The 16,524-nt window shown below is 38.1% G+C and carries 18 protein-coding genes and 3 pseudogenes; 11 read left to right on the forward strand and 10 right to left on the reverse strand.

Translation table 11 applies throughout. The annotated features are described in order from the left end of the window. Positions 1–73: 73 nt before the first annotated feature. From ACFJIZ_RS17585 to ACFJIZ_RS17600, 4 genes are all read right to left on the reverse strand, one after another. The gene (locus ACFJIZ_RS17585) at positions 74–703 is read right to left on the reverse strand and encodes a carbohydrate binding family 9 domain-containing protein (RefSeq protein ID WP_379086970.1); all 630 of its coding nucleotides are present in this window, start codon (positions 701–703) and stop codon (positions 74–76) included. Positions 704–973: 270 nt separating this feature from the next. After that, positions 974–2,881, reverse strand: coding sequence for a M56 family metallopeptidase (locus tag ACFJIZ_RS17590; protein ID WP_379086973.1), 1,908 nt, complete (start codon positions 2,879–2,881; stop codon positions 974–976). Between the two features lie 2 nt (positions 2,882–2,883). Beyond that, complete coding sequence (locus ACFJIZ_RS17595) at positions 2,884–3,075, reverse strand: hypothetical protein (RefSeq protein ID WP_379086976.1); 192 nt, start codon at positions 3,073–3,075, stop codon at positions 2,884–2,886. Further along, complete coding sequence (locus ACFJIZ_RS17600; RefSeq protein ID WP_379086978.1) at positions 3,072–3,437, reverse strand: BlaI/MecI/CopY family transcriptional regulator; 366 nt, start codon at positions 3,435–3,437, stop codon at positions 3,072–3,074. The genes ACFJIZ_RS17595 and ACFJIZ_RS17600 overlap by 4 nt, the downstream gene beginning before the upstream one ends. Before the next feature lie 189 nt (positions 3,438–3,626). Between ACFJIZ_RS17600 and ffh the strand changes: the two are divergent. Next, positions 3,627–4,967, forward strand: a pseudogene (ffh, locus tag ACFJIZ_RS17605) (signal recognition particle protein). A 66-nt stretch (positions 4,968–5,033) separates the two neighbouring features. Here the strand turns inward: ffh and ACFJIZ_RS17610 are convergent. Together ACFJIZ_RS17610 and ACFJIZ_RS17615 are read right to left on the reverse strand one after the other, a co-directional pair. Continuing rightward, positions 5,034–5,924 carry a bestrophin family protein gene (locus ACFJIZ_RS17610; RefSeq protein ID WP_379086981.1) on the reverse strand — a complete coding sequence of 297 codons (891 nt, stop codon included), beginning with the start codon at positions 5,922–5,924 and terminating at the stop codon, positions 5,034–5,036. A gap of 22 nt (positions 5,925–5,946) precedes the next feature. Continuing rightward, a pseudogene (locus ACFJIZ_RS17615) lies at positions 5,947–7,135 on the reverse strand (class I SAM-dependent rRNA methyltransferase). 126 nt (positions 7,136–7,261) lie between these two features. Here ACFJIZ_RS17615 and ACFJIZ_RS17620 point away from each other — a divergent pair. The 5 genes and pseudogenes from ACFJIZ_RS17620 to ACFJIZ_RS17640 all read left to right on the forward strand — a co-directional run bounded on the left by ACFJIZ_RS17620 (position 7,262) and on the right by ACFJIZ_RS17640 (position 9,713). Then, a complete protein-coding gene (locus tag ACFJIZ_RS17620; protein ID WP_379086984.1) occupies positions 7,262–7,597 on the forward strand; it encodes a tRNA-binding protein in 336 nt (111 codons plus the stop codon). A gap of 1 nt (position 7,598) precedes the next feature. Next, positions 7,599–8,075, forward strand: a complete 477-nt coding sequence (locus tag ACFJIZ_RS17625) for a nucleoside deaminase (RefSeq protein ID WP_379086987.1) — start codon at positions 7,599–7,601, stop codon at positions 8,073–8,075. A 74-nt stretch (positions 8,076–8,149) separates the two neighbouring features. Then, positions 8,150–8,759, forward strand: a pseudogene (locus ACFJIZ_RS17630) (superoxide dismutase). A 134-nt stretch (positions 8,760–8,893) separates the two neighbouring features. Continuing rightward, on the forward strand, positions 8,894–9,331 hold the full coding sequence (locus ACFJIZ_RS17635) for a hypothetical protein (protein WP_379086990.1): 438 nt from the start codon (positions 8,894–8,896) through the stop codon (positions 9,329–9,331). A gap of 4 nt (positions 9,332–9,335) precedes the next feature. Next, positions 9,336–9,713, forward strand: coding sequence for a DUF2784 domain-containing protein (locus tag ACFJIZ_RS17640; protein ID WP_379086993.1), 378 nt, complete (start codon positions 9,336–9,338; stop codon positions 9,711–9,713). Here ACFJIZ_RS17640 and ACFJIZ_RS17645 read toward each other — a convergent pair. Then, a complete protein-coding gene (locus ACFJIZ_RS17645) occupies positions 9,710–10,642 on the reverse strand; it encodes a hydrogen peroxide-inducible genes activator (RefSeq protein WP_379086996.1) in 933 nt (310 codons plus the stop codon). The two genes, ACFJIZ_RS17640 and ACFJIZ_RS17645, sit on opposite strands and share 4 nt — an antisense overlap. A 135-nt stretch (positions 10,643–10,777) precedes the next feature. Here ACFJIZ_RS17645 and ACFJIZ_RS17650 point away from each other — a divergent pair, with 135 nt between their 5' ends. Beyond that, a complete protein-coding gene (locus ACFJIZ_RS17650) occupies positions 10,778–10,954 on the forward strand; it encodes a DUF6496 domain-containing protein (protein WP_379086999.1) in 177 nt (58 codons plus the stop codon). On the opposite strand, the gene ACFJIZ_RS17655 is transcribed toward ACFJIZ_RS17650, so the two are convergent. Further along, positions 10,955–11,596, reverse strand: a complete 642-nt coding sequence (locus ACFJIZ_RS17655) for a DUF6624 domain-containing protein (RefSeq protein ID WP_379087002.1) — start codon at positions 11,594–11,596, stop codon at positions 10,955–10,957. Between the two features lie 196 nt (positions 11,597–11,792). Here ACFJIZ_RS17655 and ACFJIZ_RS17660 point away from each other — a divergent pair, with 196 nt between their 5' ends. After that, positions 11,793–12,893: a DNA alkylation repair protein gene (locus ACFJIZ_RS17660; RefSeq protein WP_379087005.1), complete on the forward strand. Its 1,101-nt coding sequence runs from the start codon at positions 11,793–11,795 to the stop codon at positions 12,891–12,893. A 35-nt stretch (positions 12,894–12,928) separates the two neighbouring features. Here ACFJIZ_RS17660 and ACFJIZ_RS17665 read toward each other — a convergent pair whose 3' ends face one another. Beyond that, positions 12,929–14,086 carry a thioredoxin-like domain-containing protein gene (locus tag ACFJIZ_RS17665; protein WP_379087007.1) on the reverse strand — a complete coding sequence of 386 codons (1,158 nt, stop codon included), beginning with the start codon at positions 14,084–14,086 and terminating at the stop codon, positions 12,929–12,931. 202 nt (positions 14,087–14,288) lie between these two features. Then, complete coding sequence (locus ACFJIZ_RS17670) at positions 14,289–14,783, reverse strand: DUF1579 domain-containing protein (protein WP_379087010.1); 495 nt, start codon at positions 14,781–14,783, stop codon at positions 14,289–14,291. 60 nt (positions 14,784–14,843) lie between these two features. On the opposite strand from ACFJIZ_RS17670, the gene ACFJIZ_RS17675 reads away from it, so the two are divergent. From ACFJIZ_RS17675 to ACFJIZ_RS17685, 3 genes are read left to right on the forward strand one after another with little or no spacing between them, the layout of a single operon-like run. Then, positions 14,844–15,446, forward strand: a complete 603-nt coding sequence (locus ACFJIZ_RS17675) for a hypothetical protein (RefSeq protein WP_379087013.1) — start codon at positions 14,844–14,846, stop codon at positions 15,444–15,446. Positions 15,447–15,468: 22 nt separating this feature from the next. Beyond that, a complete protein-coding gene (locus ACFJIZ_RS17680) occupies positions 15,469–16,032 on the forward strand; it encodes a thiamine pyrophosphokinase (protein WP_379087016.1) in 564 nt (187 codons plus the stop codon). Next, positions 16,029–16,523 carry a GNAT family N-acetyltransferase gene (locus ACFJIZ_RS17685; protein ID WP_379087019.1) on the forward strand — a complete coding sequence of 165 codons (495 nt, stop codon included), beginning with the start codon at positions 16,029–16,031 and terminating at the stop codon, positions 16,521–16,523. The genes ACFJIZ_RS17680 and ACFJIZ_RS17685 overlap by 4 nt, the downstream gene beginning before the upstream one ends. Position 16,524: the final 1 nt, after the last annotated feature.

A 16,524-nucleotide genomic window follows, 5' to 3' on the forward strand; every position in this document is an offset into this window, starting at 1 on the left:
CGTAATGGGGTTTTAATGCCTTGTATGCCTTCTAAAATACCTTCCTGGTTGATAAAGCCATTTACCTTCGGATCTACAAAATTCCAGAAAGTTTGACGGTTTTTACCCGTACGTTTACGGGTAATGTTGAGCCCCCAGTTTTGGATGTTCTTGCTCGAAAAACGGAGTGCCGAATAAGGATCTTAAACTCTGCGGTCCAGCCCTTGTCATCTATTTTTACATTACTTTCCCATACAGCATTCCAGTTGGAATCTTCGTCACCGATCAATGAATATTTGGCATCAAACTGTACGCCTGCTGCGGTTACATAAAATCCATTTCCGTTTACGCCATCCAAAAAAGTATCGAAAACAATACCAATAAAATCAGCATTGCCAATGTTGTCTCTAGATACCAGCTCGTGTACTACACTATCTGGATTGTCGTACATACGGGCGGCGATATAAATGGCACGGTCATCATATAGGATCTTGATTTCCGTTCTGCCTTCCTTCGGTTCTACACGTCCTGGTACGGGTCTGTTTTCTATAAAATCGGTAGCTATGGGTGCTTTTTCCCAAACAGCATCGTCCAAAATACCATCAATTTTTGGACTGATGGTTGTTCTTTGTGCTTGTAGCTTCTTTTTAATGGGAGCCGGCGTTTGTGCGTAGCTATAGTTTATAGTTACCGATAAGATAAGGAGCGTAAAGAATAGTTTCATCAAGTTTAGTTTGTTTATAGGACGAGCGTAAGGATTGGAATGTTGCACGTAAGAGAAAATATTTTGGATATCAGTCTTTTAATCGTTAAAGCTTAAGCATTTCGATTTGCAGTGGTTTCTTTTTGTTGTTGAACTGCTCTTCATCATTAAAGTTTTGCCTAAAAATTGGGCACAAGCATAACAAGCAGCCCGTCCCTGTAAGGAGAGGTTAGGAACGAGCTGGTTTGTTTGGTTTTGTTTGTGTGGTTTGGGAAATCTTCTGATTCGAGCTTAATCGATTGTTAAGACCTTCATGTTGATGTATTTATCAATGTTAGCATAATCGTGTCCTCTTTTCTTCATCGATGAGATAAAGGTTGCCGATGTACCTGTGCTTTTGGCAGCAATCACATCGCTGATGCTAAGATTTTTAAAACCAATATTTTTGTAGGCAGTATACTCGGCGGCGGTAATGCCAAGAGACTTTAGGCTAATGGCGTCATCAACCTTTAGTTTGATACCAATATTTTCAAACTCTTTTAGAAAATCTACAGTGACCCCTAAGGTTTTCATGGCAATTAATTCACTGTCTGAAGCCTTAAAGCCGATATCGGTAAAAGTTTTTGTATATTCTGCTGTAACACCCAATATTTTTTTGGCAATTAGTTCTCCAAAGGCATCATCAAAATCATCATTGTTTTTGTTCCCTTTTTCGCCTTTAGGGCCTTTACTACCTTTTGGACCCTTGCTGTTGGCTAATGCCAACATTTGATCATCGTTAGTAGTGTTTTGAGTGGACTGTGTGCTGTTTCTAGAATCCTTGATAAAATCGCCAGTAATACCTTGCGACTTTAAGGTAATGAGATTGCCTGCAGTGACATTTTTATAGCCAGAGCTTTTAATGTCTTTTACATAGGCGCCATCTATACCCAATGCTTTTAACGGAATTAGATCTTGTAGGCTGACATCAGCTAACCCTGCATTTTTTAACGAGCGGATAAATTCTCCATTTACATTCAAGGCAGCCAATGGAGTAAGGTCGTCTTTAGAAAAATGAGTGTATCCTTCAGCCTTCAAGTTATTCACAAAATTTTTGGTAAGATTTACCAAGCAAAATACCATGGTCTCTTGATCGTTTACACTTACTCCTTCTTTTGCCAAAAAGCTTTTAAAACTAGGGTCAGCTTTAAATTTGTAGGTCCCCATACCTGTTTTTCCATCAAACTTTCCGGTAAATAAGATGGTACCAGGGTCGCGGGTCAAACTAAAATCACCGTCTTTATTTTGCGATAGGTTTTTAAACTCAGACAATGGGAAAGTAGTAGATGAGTGCGATTCGCGGTTCTCATCGAATTCAAAACGAATGGTGATCTGGTCATTTTTTACGGTGGCAAACCATGAGCCTTCGGTTTCTATAGCCTGAAATTTATCGGTCTTATTTTTTGCGGTTGATCTACCGTAAGCTACGGGCTCATTCAGTAGGGCAACAAATAACAATAACAATGGAAAAATGAAAAGGTATTTCCATGTAGAGTTTACATTGGATTTTTTTGCGTTCATCATAACTAATCTTTTTTTAAGGATGGATTGATTGTAATTTGTGGTAAGGCTAACTGGAAAGCGAGGTACAGAAACCTTTACCAAACTCATTTGGTAACTGGAGCGTTCTATGTCGGCATTCGTTAGTAGTTCGTTGTCTGTTAAAAACTCGAGGTTGTCTTCTACTGCTTTGCGATATAACCAGGCAAATGGATTGAACCATTGAAAAATAATCGCAATTTCTGCAAATAAAATATCGTAGCTATGGCCCTGTTGAATGTGGATTTTCTCATGCAAAAGAATTTGACTGTAAGTATCCCAATCGTATTTCTCTGGGTTGATAAAAATGTTGTTCCCGAATGAGCAAGGCGCCTCATCTCCAGAAAGTTCTATGATCTTAAAGCGGCCATCTTTGATAAATGGGCTTGAATGAGCCTTATAAAGTAAAATGCCTAATTGTACGATAAAATTAACTGCAAAAATGGCTACGCCCAACCAATAGGTCCAGATCATCACCTCGTATAAGGAGAGGTCTTTAAAAAAGGAAGATTCCTTTTCCTTTACAATGGCTACAGCGGCACTCTTTTTTAGCGCAGATTGGCTTACCGTATTTTTTTGGGGAGTGGCTGCTTCACTTTGTGGAGCAGGTGGTGTAAACAACTCTACTTCCGTACTTGCTTTTCTAAACGACCATTGTTGCGGAACCGGATCAATGGGATGCTGAACGATAATGCCAAACAGCCAATTAAAATAAAGCGGTTCAATGGAAAAAATGTTTCTTGTTGGAGCAGTACTTTATAAAAAATAAAGCAGGCCGCCAAAATGAGTGCTACACTTAACAAATAAAGTATCATAACTTTTTATCTTTAATAAGGTCTAATATTTCTGTTAGTTCGTCTTCAGAAAGATTTTGCTCTTTGGCAAAGAAGGCCAACATGCGTGGATAAGAGTTGCCAAAGTATTGGCTTACCACATCTTTTAGTGCATGCTTCTGATACTCTTCCCTGCCGATCAAAGGAAAATAGCAGAACATATTGCCAACGGTATCATGACCTAAAAATCCTTTTTCTTCTAAGATCTTTACTACTGTAGCAACGCTGTTATAATGTGGCTTAGGATCAGGAAGCAATGGGATAATATCTCTGATAAATCCTTTTTCTACTTCCCAAAATGCCTGCATGATCTGCTCTTCTCTTTTCGCTAGTTTAATCATCATCTTAAAATTATAAGACTAAGGTAGTACTAATTTTTTAGGAACGAAACTAATTAGTTCGTAGATATGTAACTTTTCTGATACTTTTCAATTGAAGCAAGAGTTAAAGCATAAAAAATCAACCGAATATGAAGTGGGAATGGCTTTTAGAGCAAAATTTAATACCTTTGTGTTTTAGAAAATTAAACGAATATGTTTGAAAATTTACAGGACAAGCTAGACAGGGCATTTAAGGTCTTAAAAGGACAGGGAAGTATTACTGAGATCAACGTGGCAGAGACCATGAAGAGATCAGGAAAGCTTTATTGGATGCCGACGTAAATTATAAAACAGCCAAATCTTTTACAGACGAGGTTAAAGAGAAAGCTTTAGGCTTAAATGTATTGACTGCGGTATCGCCAGGTCAGTTGTTAACTAAAGTAATGAACGATGAGCTTACGGCCTTAATGGGTGGTGAGGTTACCGATATCGACCTTAAGAACAATCCAACAATTATATTGATCGCTGGTTTAAATGGTGCGGGTAAAACCACCTTTGCCGGAAAACTAGCTTTGCATCTAAAGAGCAAAGGCAAAAAGCCTTTAATGGTAGCTGGTGATGTTTATCGTCCGGCTGCGGTTGACCAATTGCAGATTTTAGGCGAGCAGGTTGGTGTTCCGGTATATGCAAATAAAGAATCTAAAGACCCGATTGCCATTGCCTTAGAAGGTATTGCAGAAGGTAAAAAGAACAATAATAACGTCATCATCATCGATACTGCAGGTCGTTTGTCTATCGACGAAAGTTTGATGAACGAGATTTCTGAAGTGAAGGCACAGACCAAACCTCACGAGATCTTATTCGTGGTGGATGCGATGACAGGTCAGGATGCGGTAAATACAGCGAAAGTATTTAATGACAGGTTAGACTTTACAGGTGTTGTTTTAACCAAACTAGACGGCGATACCCGTGGTGGTGCCGCATTGTCTATTAAGTCGGTGGTAAATAAACCAATTAAGTTTATTGGTACTGGCGAGAAAATAGAGGCCCTTGATGTATTCTATCCAGATAGGATGGCATCACGTATTTTAGGCATGGGTGATGTGGTTTCCTTGGTAGAAAGAGCACAACAACAGTTTGATGAGAAAGAAGCTGCTGAACTACAGAAGAAGATTCGCAAGAACAAATTCGATTTCAACGATTTCTATAACCAGATACCAACAGATCAAGAAGATGGGTAACATGAAAGACTTGATGGGCATGATACCAGGTGTGGGCAAGATGATGAAAAATGTGGATATCGAAGATGACGCTTTTAAAAATGTAGAGGCAATCATCCAGTCGATGACTCCTTTCGAAAAAGAAAATCCAGACAGCATTCAACAAAGCCGTCGTTTGCGTATTGCAAAAGGTTCGGGCAACAAAGTTGAAGAAGTGACCAAGTTGATCAAACAATTTGAAGACATGCGTAAAGTAATGAAGCAGTTTTCAAATCCAGCAGCAGCTGCAAAGATGATGAGAAACATGCCGAAGATGCCACAAGGCAAAATGTAGGCTGCTAAATCTTAAAAATAATTTATTAACCAAGAGTGTATTTTAATTAATAGGAGATTATATCTCTTATAAAATATATTCTTGGTTAATTGGTTTAACAGGTTCTGGAATATCAGTTTCGCCAATCATTTCTAGCAGGTTGATCTTTATTGTTCTAGAGATGTTATTCAGAGGTAAACTAGAAGAGTTGGTTTCAAAAGGGTTCACCAACCTCATTCCGTTGATTTGTGTAGATACAAATACAAAACCGATCAACCAGCCCATAAATATGCTCCAATAACCCATATCTTGACTGATCACCAAGGTAAATGTAACCACGAACAACCAAATAAACACTTTGGTTAAGTAACTATATGTGGTTGGGAAAACCGTATTCTTAATCCGCTCGCACATGCCCATGCTATCTGTAAGACGGGTAAGCATTTCGTTGATTTCGATGAATTTAAAACCATCAATTTTTTTAGCCTTAAGTAGCTGCTGAAGTTCTCTAGCTTGGATATTTAAGATCGCATTGTGCACATTGCTCTGCTGATCTACTTCATTTTTATCGTCTTCTGTCAAATATTTGATGTAAATTCCATCTACCGTATGGCGTAGATTTGCTTTTAAGGCATAAATGAAGGCAATATGACGATAGGCCATTGTTTTAACAGTTGTTTCATCTTCTTCTACATAATTGATTAAGTTTCTGGCAAAACTTCTAGAATCGTTAACCAAGGCTCCCCAAATTTTTCGGGCTTCCCACCATCGATCATAAGCTTGGTTATTGTTAAAACCGATAAAAAATGCAATAGCAGTACCCAATACCGTTGGTATAATTGGCGAAATCTGAAAGTGATAAGCAATCAGGTATTCTCTTACCAAGTACACCACTGTACAAGAGATGATCATGATGATATCCACTTTCCAGGTATCAATTAAAACTCTACTCAGTCTAATGTTTTGTACAATTAACATCGCTATTGTCTAAAGTTATCGATTATAAAACTCTTACTAAAAGTCCTTTCAAATATTCGCCCTCAGGGAAAGACAAACGCACAGGATGGTCTTCAGGTTGAGAAAACTGTCTGATCGACCTGTACTTCCTTACCTGCGTCTAATGCTGCCCAGGCAATGATCTGCTTGAACGTTTCGATATCGACCGCACCAGAACAAGAGAACGTAGCCAATAAACCACCACTTTCCAATAACAATAATCCTAATCGGTTAAGATCTTTATAAGCACGTGCTGCCCTATCTAAAGCAGAGCGAGATGGTGCATATTTAGGAGGGTCTAAAACTACAATGTCAAATTTCTTACCTTCTTCCTTAAAAGCCCTCAATTGTTTGTTTACATCAGATTGGATGGCCACATGATCTTTAGCGCTAAACTGATTGAGCTCGATATTCTGTTTCAAGGTTTCGATGGCCAACGCAGAGCTGTCAACACTGGTTACTTCTTTTGCCCCCTGTTTAAATGCATTAAGACTAAAGCCACCGCTGTAACTGAAACAGTCTAACACGCTTTTGCCTTTTGCGTATGTTGCTAAGAGCTGGCGGTTATCTCGTTGGTCGCAATAGAAACCAGATTTCTGGCCTTCGGCTATATTGATATGATAGGTAATCCCATTTTCTTTTACCGCAATAAAAGCAGCTGGTGTTTCGCCCCAAAGCAATCCGTTTTCTGCGGTGATTCCCTCATGTGTACGGGCTGTGGCATCGCTACGGTCGAAAATTCCCTTAGGTTGTAAGAGTTTGACCAAAATATCGATGAGGATTGGTTTTATCTTTTCAATTCCGGTGCTTAAGATCTGTACAGAAAGAAAATCAGCATATTGATCTACGATCAGGCCAGGTAAAAAATCTGCCTCACTAAAAATTAAACGATAGGCATTGGTATCCTTGCTTTTTAAAAGATGCGACCTTGAGTCGATCGCTTTTTTGATCCGTTGTTCATACCAAGCTTCGTTAATAGTTTCATTTTCATCCCATTCCAACAAACGAACAGCCACCCTCGATTGGTCGTTATAGTAACCATAGGCCAAAAAATCATTATTTGCACTACAAACTTTTACCACATCCCCATTTGCAGGAGTTCCTTTTATCTTTTCTAATGCTCCAGAAAACACCCAAGGGTGACGTTGCAAAACTGCTTTTTCTTTTCCTTTCTTTAGCTTGATCTCTACCATGTTGCAAAGGTAGTAAAAAGGTACAAGTGTTCAATTTTCAGCTGGAACTTCACAATTGGCCATTTCCAGTGTCCTGCTTTAAGCTTTACACTTTGCGCCTTTGTAGTTAAATAGTATTTTTGTTCAATGGAAGAAATAAACTGGAACGATTTTGAGAAAGTAGAACTTAGAATTGGTACGATACTCGAAGCATTTGATTTTCCGGAGGCCAGAAAGCCTGCAATTAAGGTAAAAGTAGATTTTGGCGAGTTTGGTGTTAAGATGAGCAGTGCACAGATCACCAAACATTACACCAAAGAAGAGCTTGTAGGCAGGCAGATCATTGCGGTTATCAATTTCCCACGAAAACAGATCGGTAAGTTCATGAGCGAATTCTTGGTAACTGGTTTTGCCGATGAAAATGGTGATATTGTATTAAGCGCAGTTGACAAAAAAGTGCCTAACGGAAGCAAACTAGTCTAAGATGAGCTATTATAACTTTGAGGATAAAAATCCAGAAGTAGCAGACGAACATTTTATGCGCTTGGCATTGAATGAAGCAAAACTGGCTTTTGAAAAAGACGAAATCCCGATTGGCGCCATAGTGGTTTGCCAAGGTAAGATCATTGGCCGTGGGCATAACTTAACGGAACAATTAAACGATGTAACCGCACATGCAGAAATGCAGGCTTTTACCGCGGCGGCCCAAACCTTGGGTGGCAAATATTTAAAAGATTGCACTTTATATGTTACTATAGAGCCTTGCGTGATGTGTGCCGGTGCAAGTTATTGGACACAAGTAAGCAGGATTGTTTACGGCGCCCGTGAAGAGAAACGCGGTTTTACGAAAATAAACCAAAACCTTTTGCATCCTAAAACGTTGTTAAAAGGTGATGTTTTAAGCGAGGAATGTGGAGCATTGATGACCACTTTTTTTAAGAACAAACGGAAAGAAATTTGACAAATAAAGGTGCAAAACTTAACCTTTGTCAGTTATATTTGTACATTACATTTTAAAACTTAAATAATATAATTATGGCTTTTGAATTACCTGCGTTAGCATACGCAACAGACGCATTAGAACCACATATTGATAAAATGACTATGGAAATCCACCATGGCAAACATCACCAAGCATACGTTACCAATTTAAACAAGGCTTTAGAAGGAAAACCAGAAGCTAATTCTAGCATCGAGGATATCGTTAAAAACATTTCAAAATTTCCTGCGGCAGTTCGCAACAATGGTGGTGGTCATTATAACCACTCTTTGTTCTGGACAGTTTTAGGTCCAAATAAAGGTGGTGAGCCAACTGGTCGATCTTGCAAAAGCGATCAACGAAGCTTTTGGTTCTTTCGCAGAGTTCAAAACAAAGATCCAAGATGCTGGTGCAACTCGTTTTGGTTCAGGATGGGCTTGGCTTTCAGTTGGTGCTGATAAAAAATTGGTTATCTCTTCAACACCAAACCAAGATAATCCATTAATGGATATTGCAGAAGTAAAAGGTACACCAATCTTCGGAATTGATGTTTGGGAGCATGCTTATTACTTAAAATATCAAAACAAACGTCCTGATTATTTAGCAGCGATCTGGAATGTAGTAAACTGGGATGCCGTTGCAGAACGTTACAAAAAAGCATTATAATTAAGCATATACATGTTAAAAGCCGAGCCCTTTAAAGGTTCGGCTTTTTTGTTTTTAAACCTTAATTGAGCTAGGCTATGAAGATTGAAAAAGAACCTTTTATTTTTTAAATGATAATTTCTTAAATTGCAACCATGAAAAGATTGATCTTAATGGTGTTGTTGATGCTCGGCATGGTTTTTTCTGGTCTTGCACAACAAAAGCAGCCCACAGCAGAAGAATTGGCTAAAAAAAACATCGACGAACTGGAAAAACGTTTAAAATTAAGCCCAACGCAAAAAAGCGTCATCTATAATTATGCGTACAACTTAGCCAAAGAGCAACTGGCCTTGTATAAAAAACAACAAGCTACGGGGTATAATGATGAGGAAATGACCAAGTATTATAAACTCCAGAACGAAACAAACAAAAGCATCAAGTCTATCCTAAAGCCTGAGCAGATCACCGAATATGATACCATAATTGAAGAACGTTTAAGTGGTATCGATCCTAACAAGAAAAAGAAAAAAGCCAAAAAGGGCGAAGAAGAAGAGAAAATTGTAGGAATCGAAGGACTTAGAAAAAACAATTAAGTAAATGGACCTGGCATTGCTAGATGTGCTATTGAGCATTTTGCATTTGCTGATGATCGGTTTTAATCTTTTTGGGTGGATATTTAAAGCCACCCGTCGCATTCATTTTTGGTTTACCATGCTCACCCTGTCCTGTTGGACCCTATTGGGCATTTGGTTTGGCTTAGGTTATTGTCCTATTACCGATTGGCAATGGAAGGTCAAAGAAAAGCTAGGCGAAAAGAACCTTCCAGATTCCTTTATCAAATATTTTGTAGACAAGGTTACAGGAGCAAATAGCAATGCCGAATTGATTGATATTTTAACACTTGGATTCTTTTTGATCGCCATTGCCATTAGCATCAAACTCAACTTTTTCCATAAGAAAAAGCACGATGGTTAGATTCCGATCACATCTTTCTTTTTGCGTTGTTTCATCGTTTTAGGAATGATAGCCAAAATCTCTTCACGTAAGGCATTTAACATTCGCTTTTTGATAAAATTTTTGTGCGTAACCAAGCTGATTTCACGTACAGGCTCTGGCGATTTAAAATAACGTACTTTGTTTAATTGCTTAACAGTAAGGTCGGCCAAGGCCAATTCAGGCAACAAAGTCGCCCCGTCATTTACATCAACCATCCTGATCAGTGTTTCTACACTTCCAGTATTATAAGTTAAAGATTGGAGGCGATTGTTCTTTGTAGAACGGCAGATGTTCAATACCTGTGTTCTCATGCAATGCCCCTCATTTAAAAGCCATATGTTTTCATCTTCAAGGTCGTCTGCATCAATCGCTTTCTTTTTGTAGAGTTTACTGTTTTTGCTGATGTAACTTACAAAGTTCTCATAATATAACGGCGTTTCGCTAATGTTCGAATCGACCAATGGCGTTGCCAAAATACCACAATCAATAATGCCTGTTTTGAGGTGATGGATAATGTCTTCGGTGGTATATTCCCAGATCAATAATTTAAGGTCAGGATATTTCTTCAACATCGAAGCAATGACTTGGGGCAATAAATAAGGAGCAATGGTAGGGATAATCCCAATTTTGAGTTCGCCAATTACATCCTGTTGTTGGCTGCTGATGATCTCTTTGATCTTTTTGTTTTCTTGAAGCACAATCCTTGCTTGGTCAATGATCTGTGCGCCTATTTCTGTAGGAATAATAGGCTGTTTGCTCCTGTCGAATATTTTTACATTTAAAAACTCCTCCAACTTTTGTACCTGCATGCTCAGTGTAGGTTGTGTTACAAAACATTTATCTGCCGCACTTACAAAACTACGATAAGTGTCTACCGCAACAATGTATTCTAGTTGAACTAAGGTCATATAGTTAAAATTTATAATTCTATATAAAAGTATCGATTTTGACGATGAAATAAAAAATTAAAATCTTTATTTGCTGTAATTTGTTATTGATCTGCTATTTAAGTTGAAAATTGTTGAACATAAAATTTGATTACAATGGCAAAATATTCAGAAAAAGCTGGCAAAAAAGTAGAACAAGCCATGCACGAAAAGAAAAAAGGAACCTTAAAAACAGGAACAGGTAAAAAAGTAACCTCCAATAAGCAAGCCATTGCTATTGGTTTAGCCGAAGCGAAAAAAGAAGGAGCAAAAGTCCCAAAAAAGAAACCCTAGTTAGTTTTGGACAGGATATAATTTTGGTTTGAGTATGCCTACTTTTTCGTAACGGTCTTTATTCATCATAAAGTGCATTTCGCTCATTCCATTTAAATATTTTTCAAGCGTTTCAAGACCAACAGCTTTTCGACGTTGATTGACAGATTCGGGGTTTTCTAAAGCTCTTGGAATAGCTTTGCAACTATCGGTATTATACGTAACCTGTGTGCCATATACCTGCTTCTGACCTGTATTTAAACGCACCCTGTCTGTGAGGTAGGCAAAGTCTTTGGCCGAAGCGTTTTGCTTGGCAACTTCTTTCTCCATGCTGTTTAAAACTTGTTGCTGAAAAGCTGGCCATTTGTCTAAATGCTGTACCATTAACCAAAAGTGTTTGGTACCTTCTTTCCCCACCATATCCTCGCCAGGAAACCCCATGCTTGCAAAAACTGCTTTTAATCTACCATAATGAGAGGTAAAAACACTGTCCTTAAAATTCTGCCATTTGGGCGATTCAAAAGCCGTTCCTTCTGGAGGTAATCCAGCTGCCTTTTGATTCCAAATTACCATTTTCGCCAGCGTATTCTTTAACAATTTGTTTTTCTGGGCAAAAACCGTAGAACTTAGTAGCAGCAACAAGACAAAGCCAAAATTTTTCATTGATATAATTGTTTAAACTAAGATAAACAATGCAAGCCATAATTTAGCTCCTTATAGGCTCAATTTTTCTGTTAATTTAACAACATGAAACAGGTCTTACCAAAGGATGAAATCCTAGCAGTATTTGGTAGGATAGACGGTGATGTGGAAATCTCGTTTTAAAGGAACCAAAATCTTTACTTAAGTTCGAAAAATTATGGGACTCATTAAGGATATCTATTCAAAAGCATTTTACGAAAGGCTAGCTTTCAGTTTGGAGAAAGTAGTGCCAGCTTTCAAAGCCGACAAATTTATGCAAGCCATATTGCCAGCTGCTTTTGTGCAAATGGAATGGAAGGAGCGTATGCAGCATACCACACAAACGCTTCATCTTTTTATGCCAACCAACTATGGTCAGAGTGCAATTTTATTAACGTCGATTATTACCCAACTCAAAGCAGATGGCTTTAATGAGCACCGATTGGAGTTTATGTTTCTACCCGATTATATTGCTACCTATGGTTTAGCAGACTTTGAAAATTCTGTGGCGGCTTTAGAACACGTAACCCAATTTATTAGTGCAGAATTTGCCGTTAGGCCCTTTCTTTTGAAATACGGCACCCAAATGACCGACCAAATGTTACAATGGTCTACACATTCCAATCATCATGTGCGTCGTTTTGCAAGTGAAGGAAGTAGACCTAGACTACCTTGGGCTATGGCTATTCCAGCCTTAAAAGAAAATCCAGCTGCTTTATTGCCAATCTTAGAAAACCTAAAGAAGGTACCTAGTGAGTATGTCCGCAGAAGTGTGGCCAACAGCTTAAACGATATTACCAAAGATAACCCAGCCGTTGTGGTTGATCTTGCGAAGAAATGGAAAGGCCTGAGCAAAGAAACGGATGCCATCATTAAACATGCCTGTAGAACTTTATTAAAAAAGGGACATCCCGACATATTAAGTTTTTATGGCCTTGATGCTTCAAATTTAGCAGTTACCGATTTTACAATAGAAACACCTGTGGTTAAGCTTGGAGATGCGGTAACATTTGCCTTTAGCATTGAGAACAATGATACAGTTGCACGGTACATCAGATTGGAATATACTTTGTACTATTTGAAAAACAATGGCACATTGGCTGGAAAGGTTTTCAAGATTAGCGAAAAAACTTACCAAGCTGGAGAAAAGGTTAACATCAAACGTAAACAAAGTTTCAAATTGATCACTACCAGGAAATTTTATCTTGGACAACACAAATTATCGATCATGGTAAATGGGAAGGAAACAGAGAATGGAAGCTTTGAATTGATTGACTAATCCCTATCGATGAAATCTTCCTGTTTATTTTTAAGCTATCTTATTGGCATAGCCTTTTTTAGTATTTCTTCGATTTCTTCGTTGTCACCTTGTGTTCTCAGAATCACCTTCCCTGTTGGGCTGACCAATATTTTTGTGGGATAAGATTTGATGGCAAACAGATTGACCAGGTCTTGTCCATTTTTTGCTATGGCTTCGTTATTTAAGATATTGATCCAAGGAATGCCATCATCCTTAATGGCATTGAGCCAGTCTTGTCTTGGTGTTTTCCCTCTTTCAAGTGCAATGGCAATAATTTCAAAACCCTTATCCTTGTAGGTTGCATATAGTTTTTTGAGTTTGGGATTTCCTTCTCTACAAGGTACACACCATGAGCCCCAAAAATCCAATAGCACATATTTGCCTCGATAAGCATTGATATTGACCAAGCTATCCTTTCCATTTACCTTGAAATTTTTAACTGTTGTACCAATGCCAGATTCGCTGAGCTCGCTATATCTTTTCTGAATAGCCAAAGCGTATACACTATTTTTCAGTGTTGTTGAAAAACCAGCAATTGTTTGCTTAAGCATCAGTTCATCAGTGATAAAAGGTAGGATTTCGTAAATATAAAATGCATTAAAGAGGGAATTTGGATTTTCTTTTGCCAATTGCGCATAAGCATTGGTATTTGTCACAGTGTGACTTAAACGGATAGAATCTATCATTTTTGCCTTAATGGTATCACCAGCATTTTTTAGTGCAATAGATTCTTTAAATGCTTTTTCTTCTGCAAGCAATGTTGCTTTATTGCCGAAATAATAACTGTTCTGTAATTGATTGTTCAAACTGCCATCAAGTTTTACAATTGGCCAGTCTACATAATTACCTGTTATCTTTATGGCAACACCGGGTTCAATAAAAAGCTGGATGACAGGAGCAAAAGACGTAGAACCGTTTGTTTTGTCTACCATCCTTTTGCTTGGATCGCGAGTGATCAGTCTAGCTGCCAAAGGCTCTTTGATGTCAATGATAAATTCAAAATGGCCATCGGTTACTGTTGCAGAATCCTTTAAAAGTTTAGTGCCATTTAAAACAGTCATATATATCTTGGGCTGAACATACCCCTTTATTGTACCCGAAATTGTGGTAGGTTGGGCATACAGGGCTAACATTGCCAAAGTAAGGTAGACCAATAGGATAAATTTTTTCATCTTCAAAACCTAATGTACGATTTGTTTCGTAGATTAAACTTACAAATAATTATTTAATATCCAAATACTTACAGCGCATCACTCTGAAACCCTTCTCTTGTTAATAGCGGATCAATAAATCAAAAAAAATGACGCATCCAAGAATCTGCTATGGTTTGCGGGGTATTTTAAGAATAGGTTTACGGCTTAGATTTTTTAGGGATTAAAAACGATGATAGATGGTTTCAGTTGCTTTGGCGGCTTCACCTTCGGGCGAAATGTTAAAGGCCCTAAGGATAAATTGATCAGAATTGATGATTTCCAACTCGGTTCGCCAACCCCATGGCTCTGGCATTTCTTGGCTACCGTAGCTGCCTAATACTGAAAAGCCATTTCCTGTTTCTGTACCCTCAGAGGCCATTATTGCTGTGCCCATATGGAAACTATCGATCCAAGCACATTGACATTTTTCGTTGCTAAGGTCATAACCCCAGGTCATTGAACCTTCAAAAGGTTTCCCCTGTATGGTTCCAGTATATTCGTATCGGATAAATCGCCCGCCCATGATCAGGGTAATCCGGCCTCTCATAGGAGATTCATCGGCCAATACATCCTTTTCAAACCAGGTGCGTGTACTGCCATCCCAGCTTCCTACCAAGCTTGCCAACCTAAGATGTGGCCCGCTTTCTTTAGAAATTTCGAATTTACTTTTGCTCATCACTACTAAAATACAGATTTTATTTAGATTTACAGCCTGTCTTCTACTTAACCAAACGACATGAAAACGAAATTCTTATATTTTATCTTCGGCCTAATTGTTTTAGCAGCTTGTAATTCTTCAACACCGCAACAGGAAGCAAATGCAGCAGCAAATTACACCAATAAGGAATTGGGTTGGACCATAACGATACCAGAGGGTTATAAATTGATCAGCAAGGCAAAAATTGAGGTGAACGACCAAAAGGGAAAAGAAGCCATCAATAAAGTATACGAAGGTGAGGTAAATACAGACAGTTTGAAACACTTGGTCAGTTTTCAGAAGAATCAATTGAATATCTTCGATTCGACCATCGAACCTTATGTAGAAAAATACCCTGGAGAATATGAAACCAATAACCAGGCCTTAAAAAAACTACTTTTTGATACCTATAATAATCAGAAGATCAAGATAGATACGCTGTCTGGAAAGGAAGTGGTGCAAGGACTTGATTTTAATGCTTTTTACATCAAGGTTTATGGACCAAGTGGTGCAGTTTTGATGCATCAGGTAATGTACAGTACTTTGTTAAAAGGATATGATTTTGGCGTAAACATCAATTACAACAATGAAGAAGACAAAAAGATATTGATGGATGCGTTTAAAAATTCGAAATTTAAATAGGCTTTATTTTTAACTTCGTAGCATGTCATCACATCATATTGTAAGAGAAAAACAAGAACCAGCGCTTTATATCCATCAACTGGGAAACTTTGATGAAGAATACCTAGGGCAGCTTTTAGAATGGAGCCCTACTTTACTCGTGGCCGCCAACGAATATGAAAAAGCAATTTCGTTAGGGTTAAAAGTTGATGTAGTTATTGGAGAAGATACAGGGCTTCAGGTCCAAGAAAATACCAAATGGGTATACGCAACCACCAAAAGTCTACAAACGGTAATCAAATACCTGATTGCCGAAAAATATCCGGCGGTAAACGTGATCAGTACAGAGAACAAATTTGATGACCTGGCCGATTTTTTACCCGAGATCAATATCGTTCTATTTACAGAAACCGAAAAAAGCTATCCGGTTAAAACTGGTTTTAGTGTTTGGAAACCTGCAGGTGCAATTTTTAGGATTGATATCATTTCCTATTTCGAAACCAGTAATTTGAAGCAAGAAGCCAATGGAGATTTTGTGGTACTAAAAGATGGCTTTGTGAGTTTTAACTTTAGTACAGATTATTTATTTTTAAGTGAATTGTTATGATCCTTTTAAGAAAAGCAAAGGAAGAAGATATTGCCATCATAACCGATTTGGCAGAAAGAATTTGGCCACAGACCTATAGCAGTTACATTAGTGAAGAACAGTTGCATTACATGTTGAACATGATGTACAACAAAGGAGAGCTGTTGTCGCAATTGCAAAAAGGGCATACCTTTTTAATTGCCTCGGAAGAAGGAAAGGATATTGGTTTTGCTGGGTTTTCGATAATTGATGCAGAAAACCATGCCTATAAACTGCATAAACTCTATGTCCTGCCCGAAACACATGGTAAAGGTGTGGGTAAGATCTTGATCAATGAAGTCGTAAATCTAGCAGCTCGTGCCGGAGGTAAAACATTGCAGTTAAATGTCAACAGAAATAACAACGCCAAAGATTTTTATTTAAAAATTGGCTTTAGAATCAAAGAAACCGTTGACATTGAAATTGGCAACGGTTTCTTGATGAATGATTATGTGATGGAAATAGCTATCTGAT

It is taken from the genome of Pedobacter sp. UC225_65 (assembly GCF_042698365.1).
Lineage (GTDB): Bacteria > Bacteroidota > Bacteroidia > Sphingobacteriales > Sphingobacteriaceae > Pedobacter.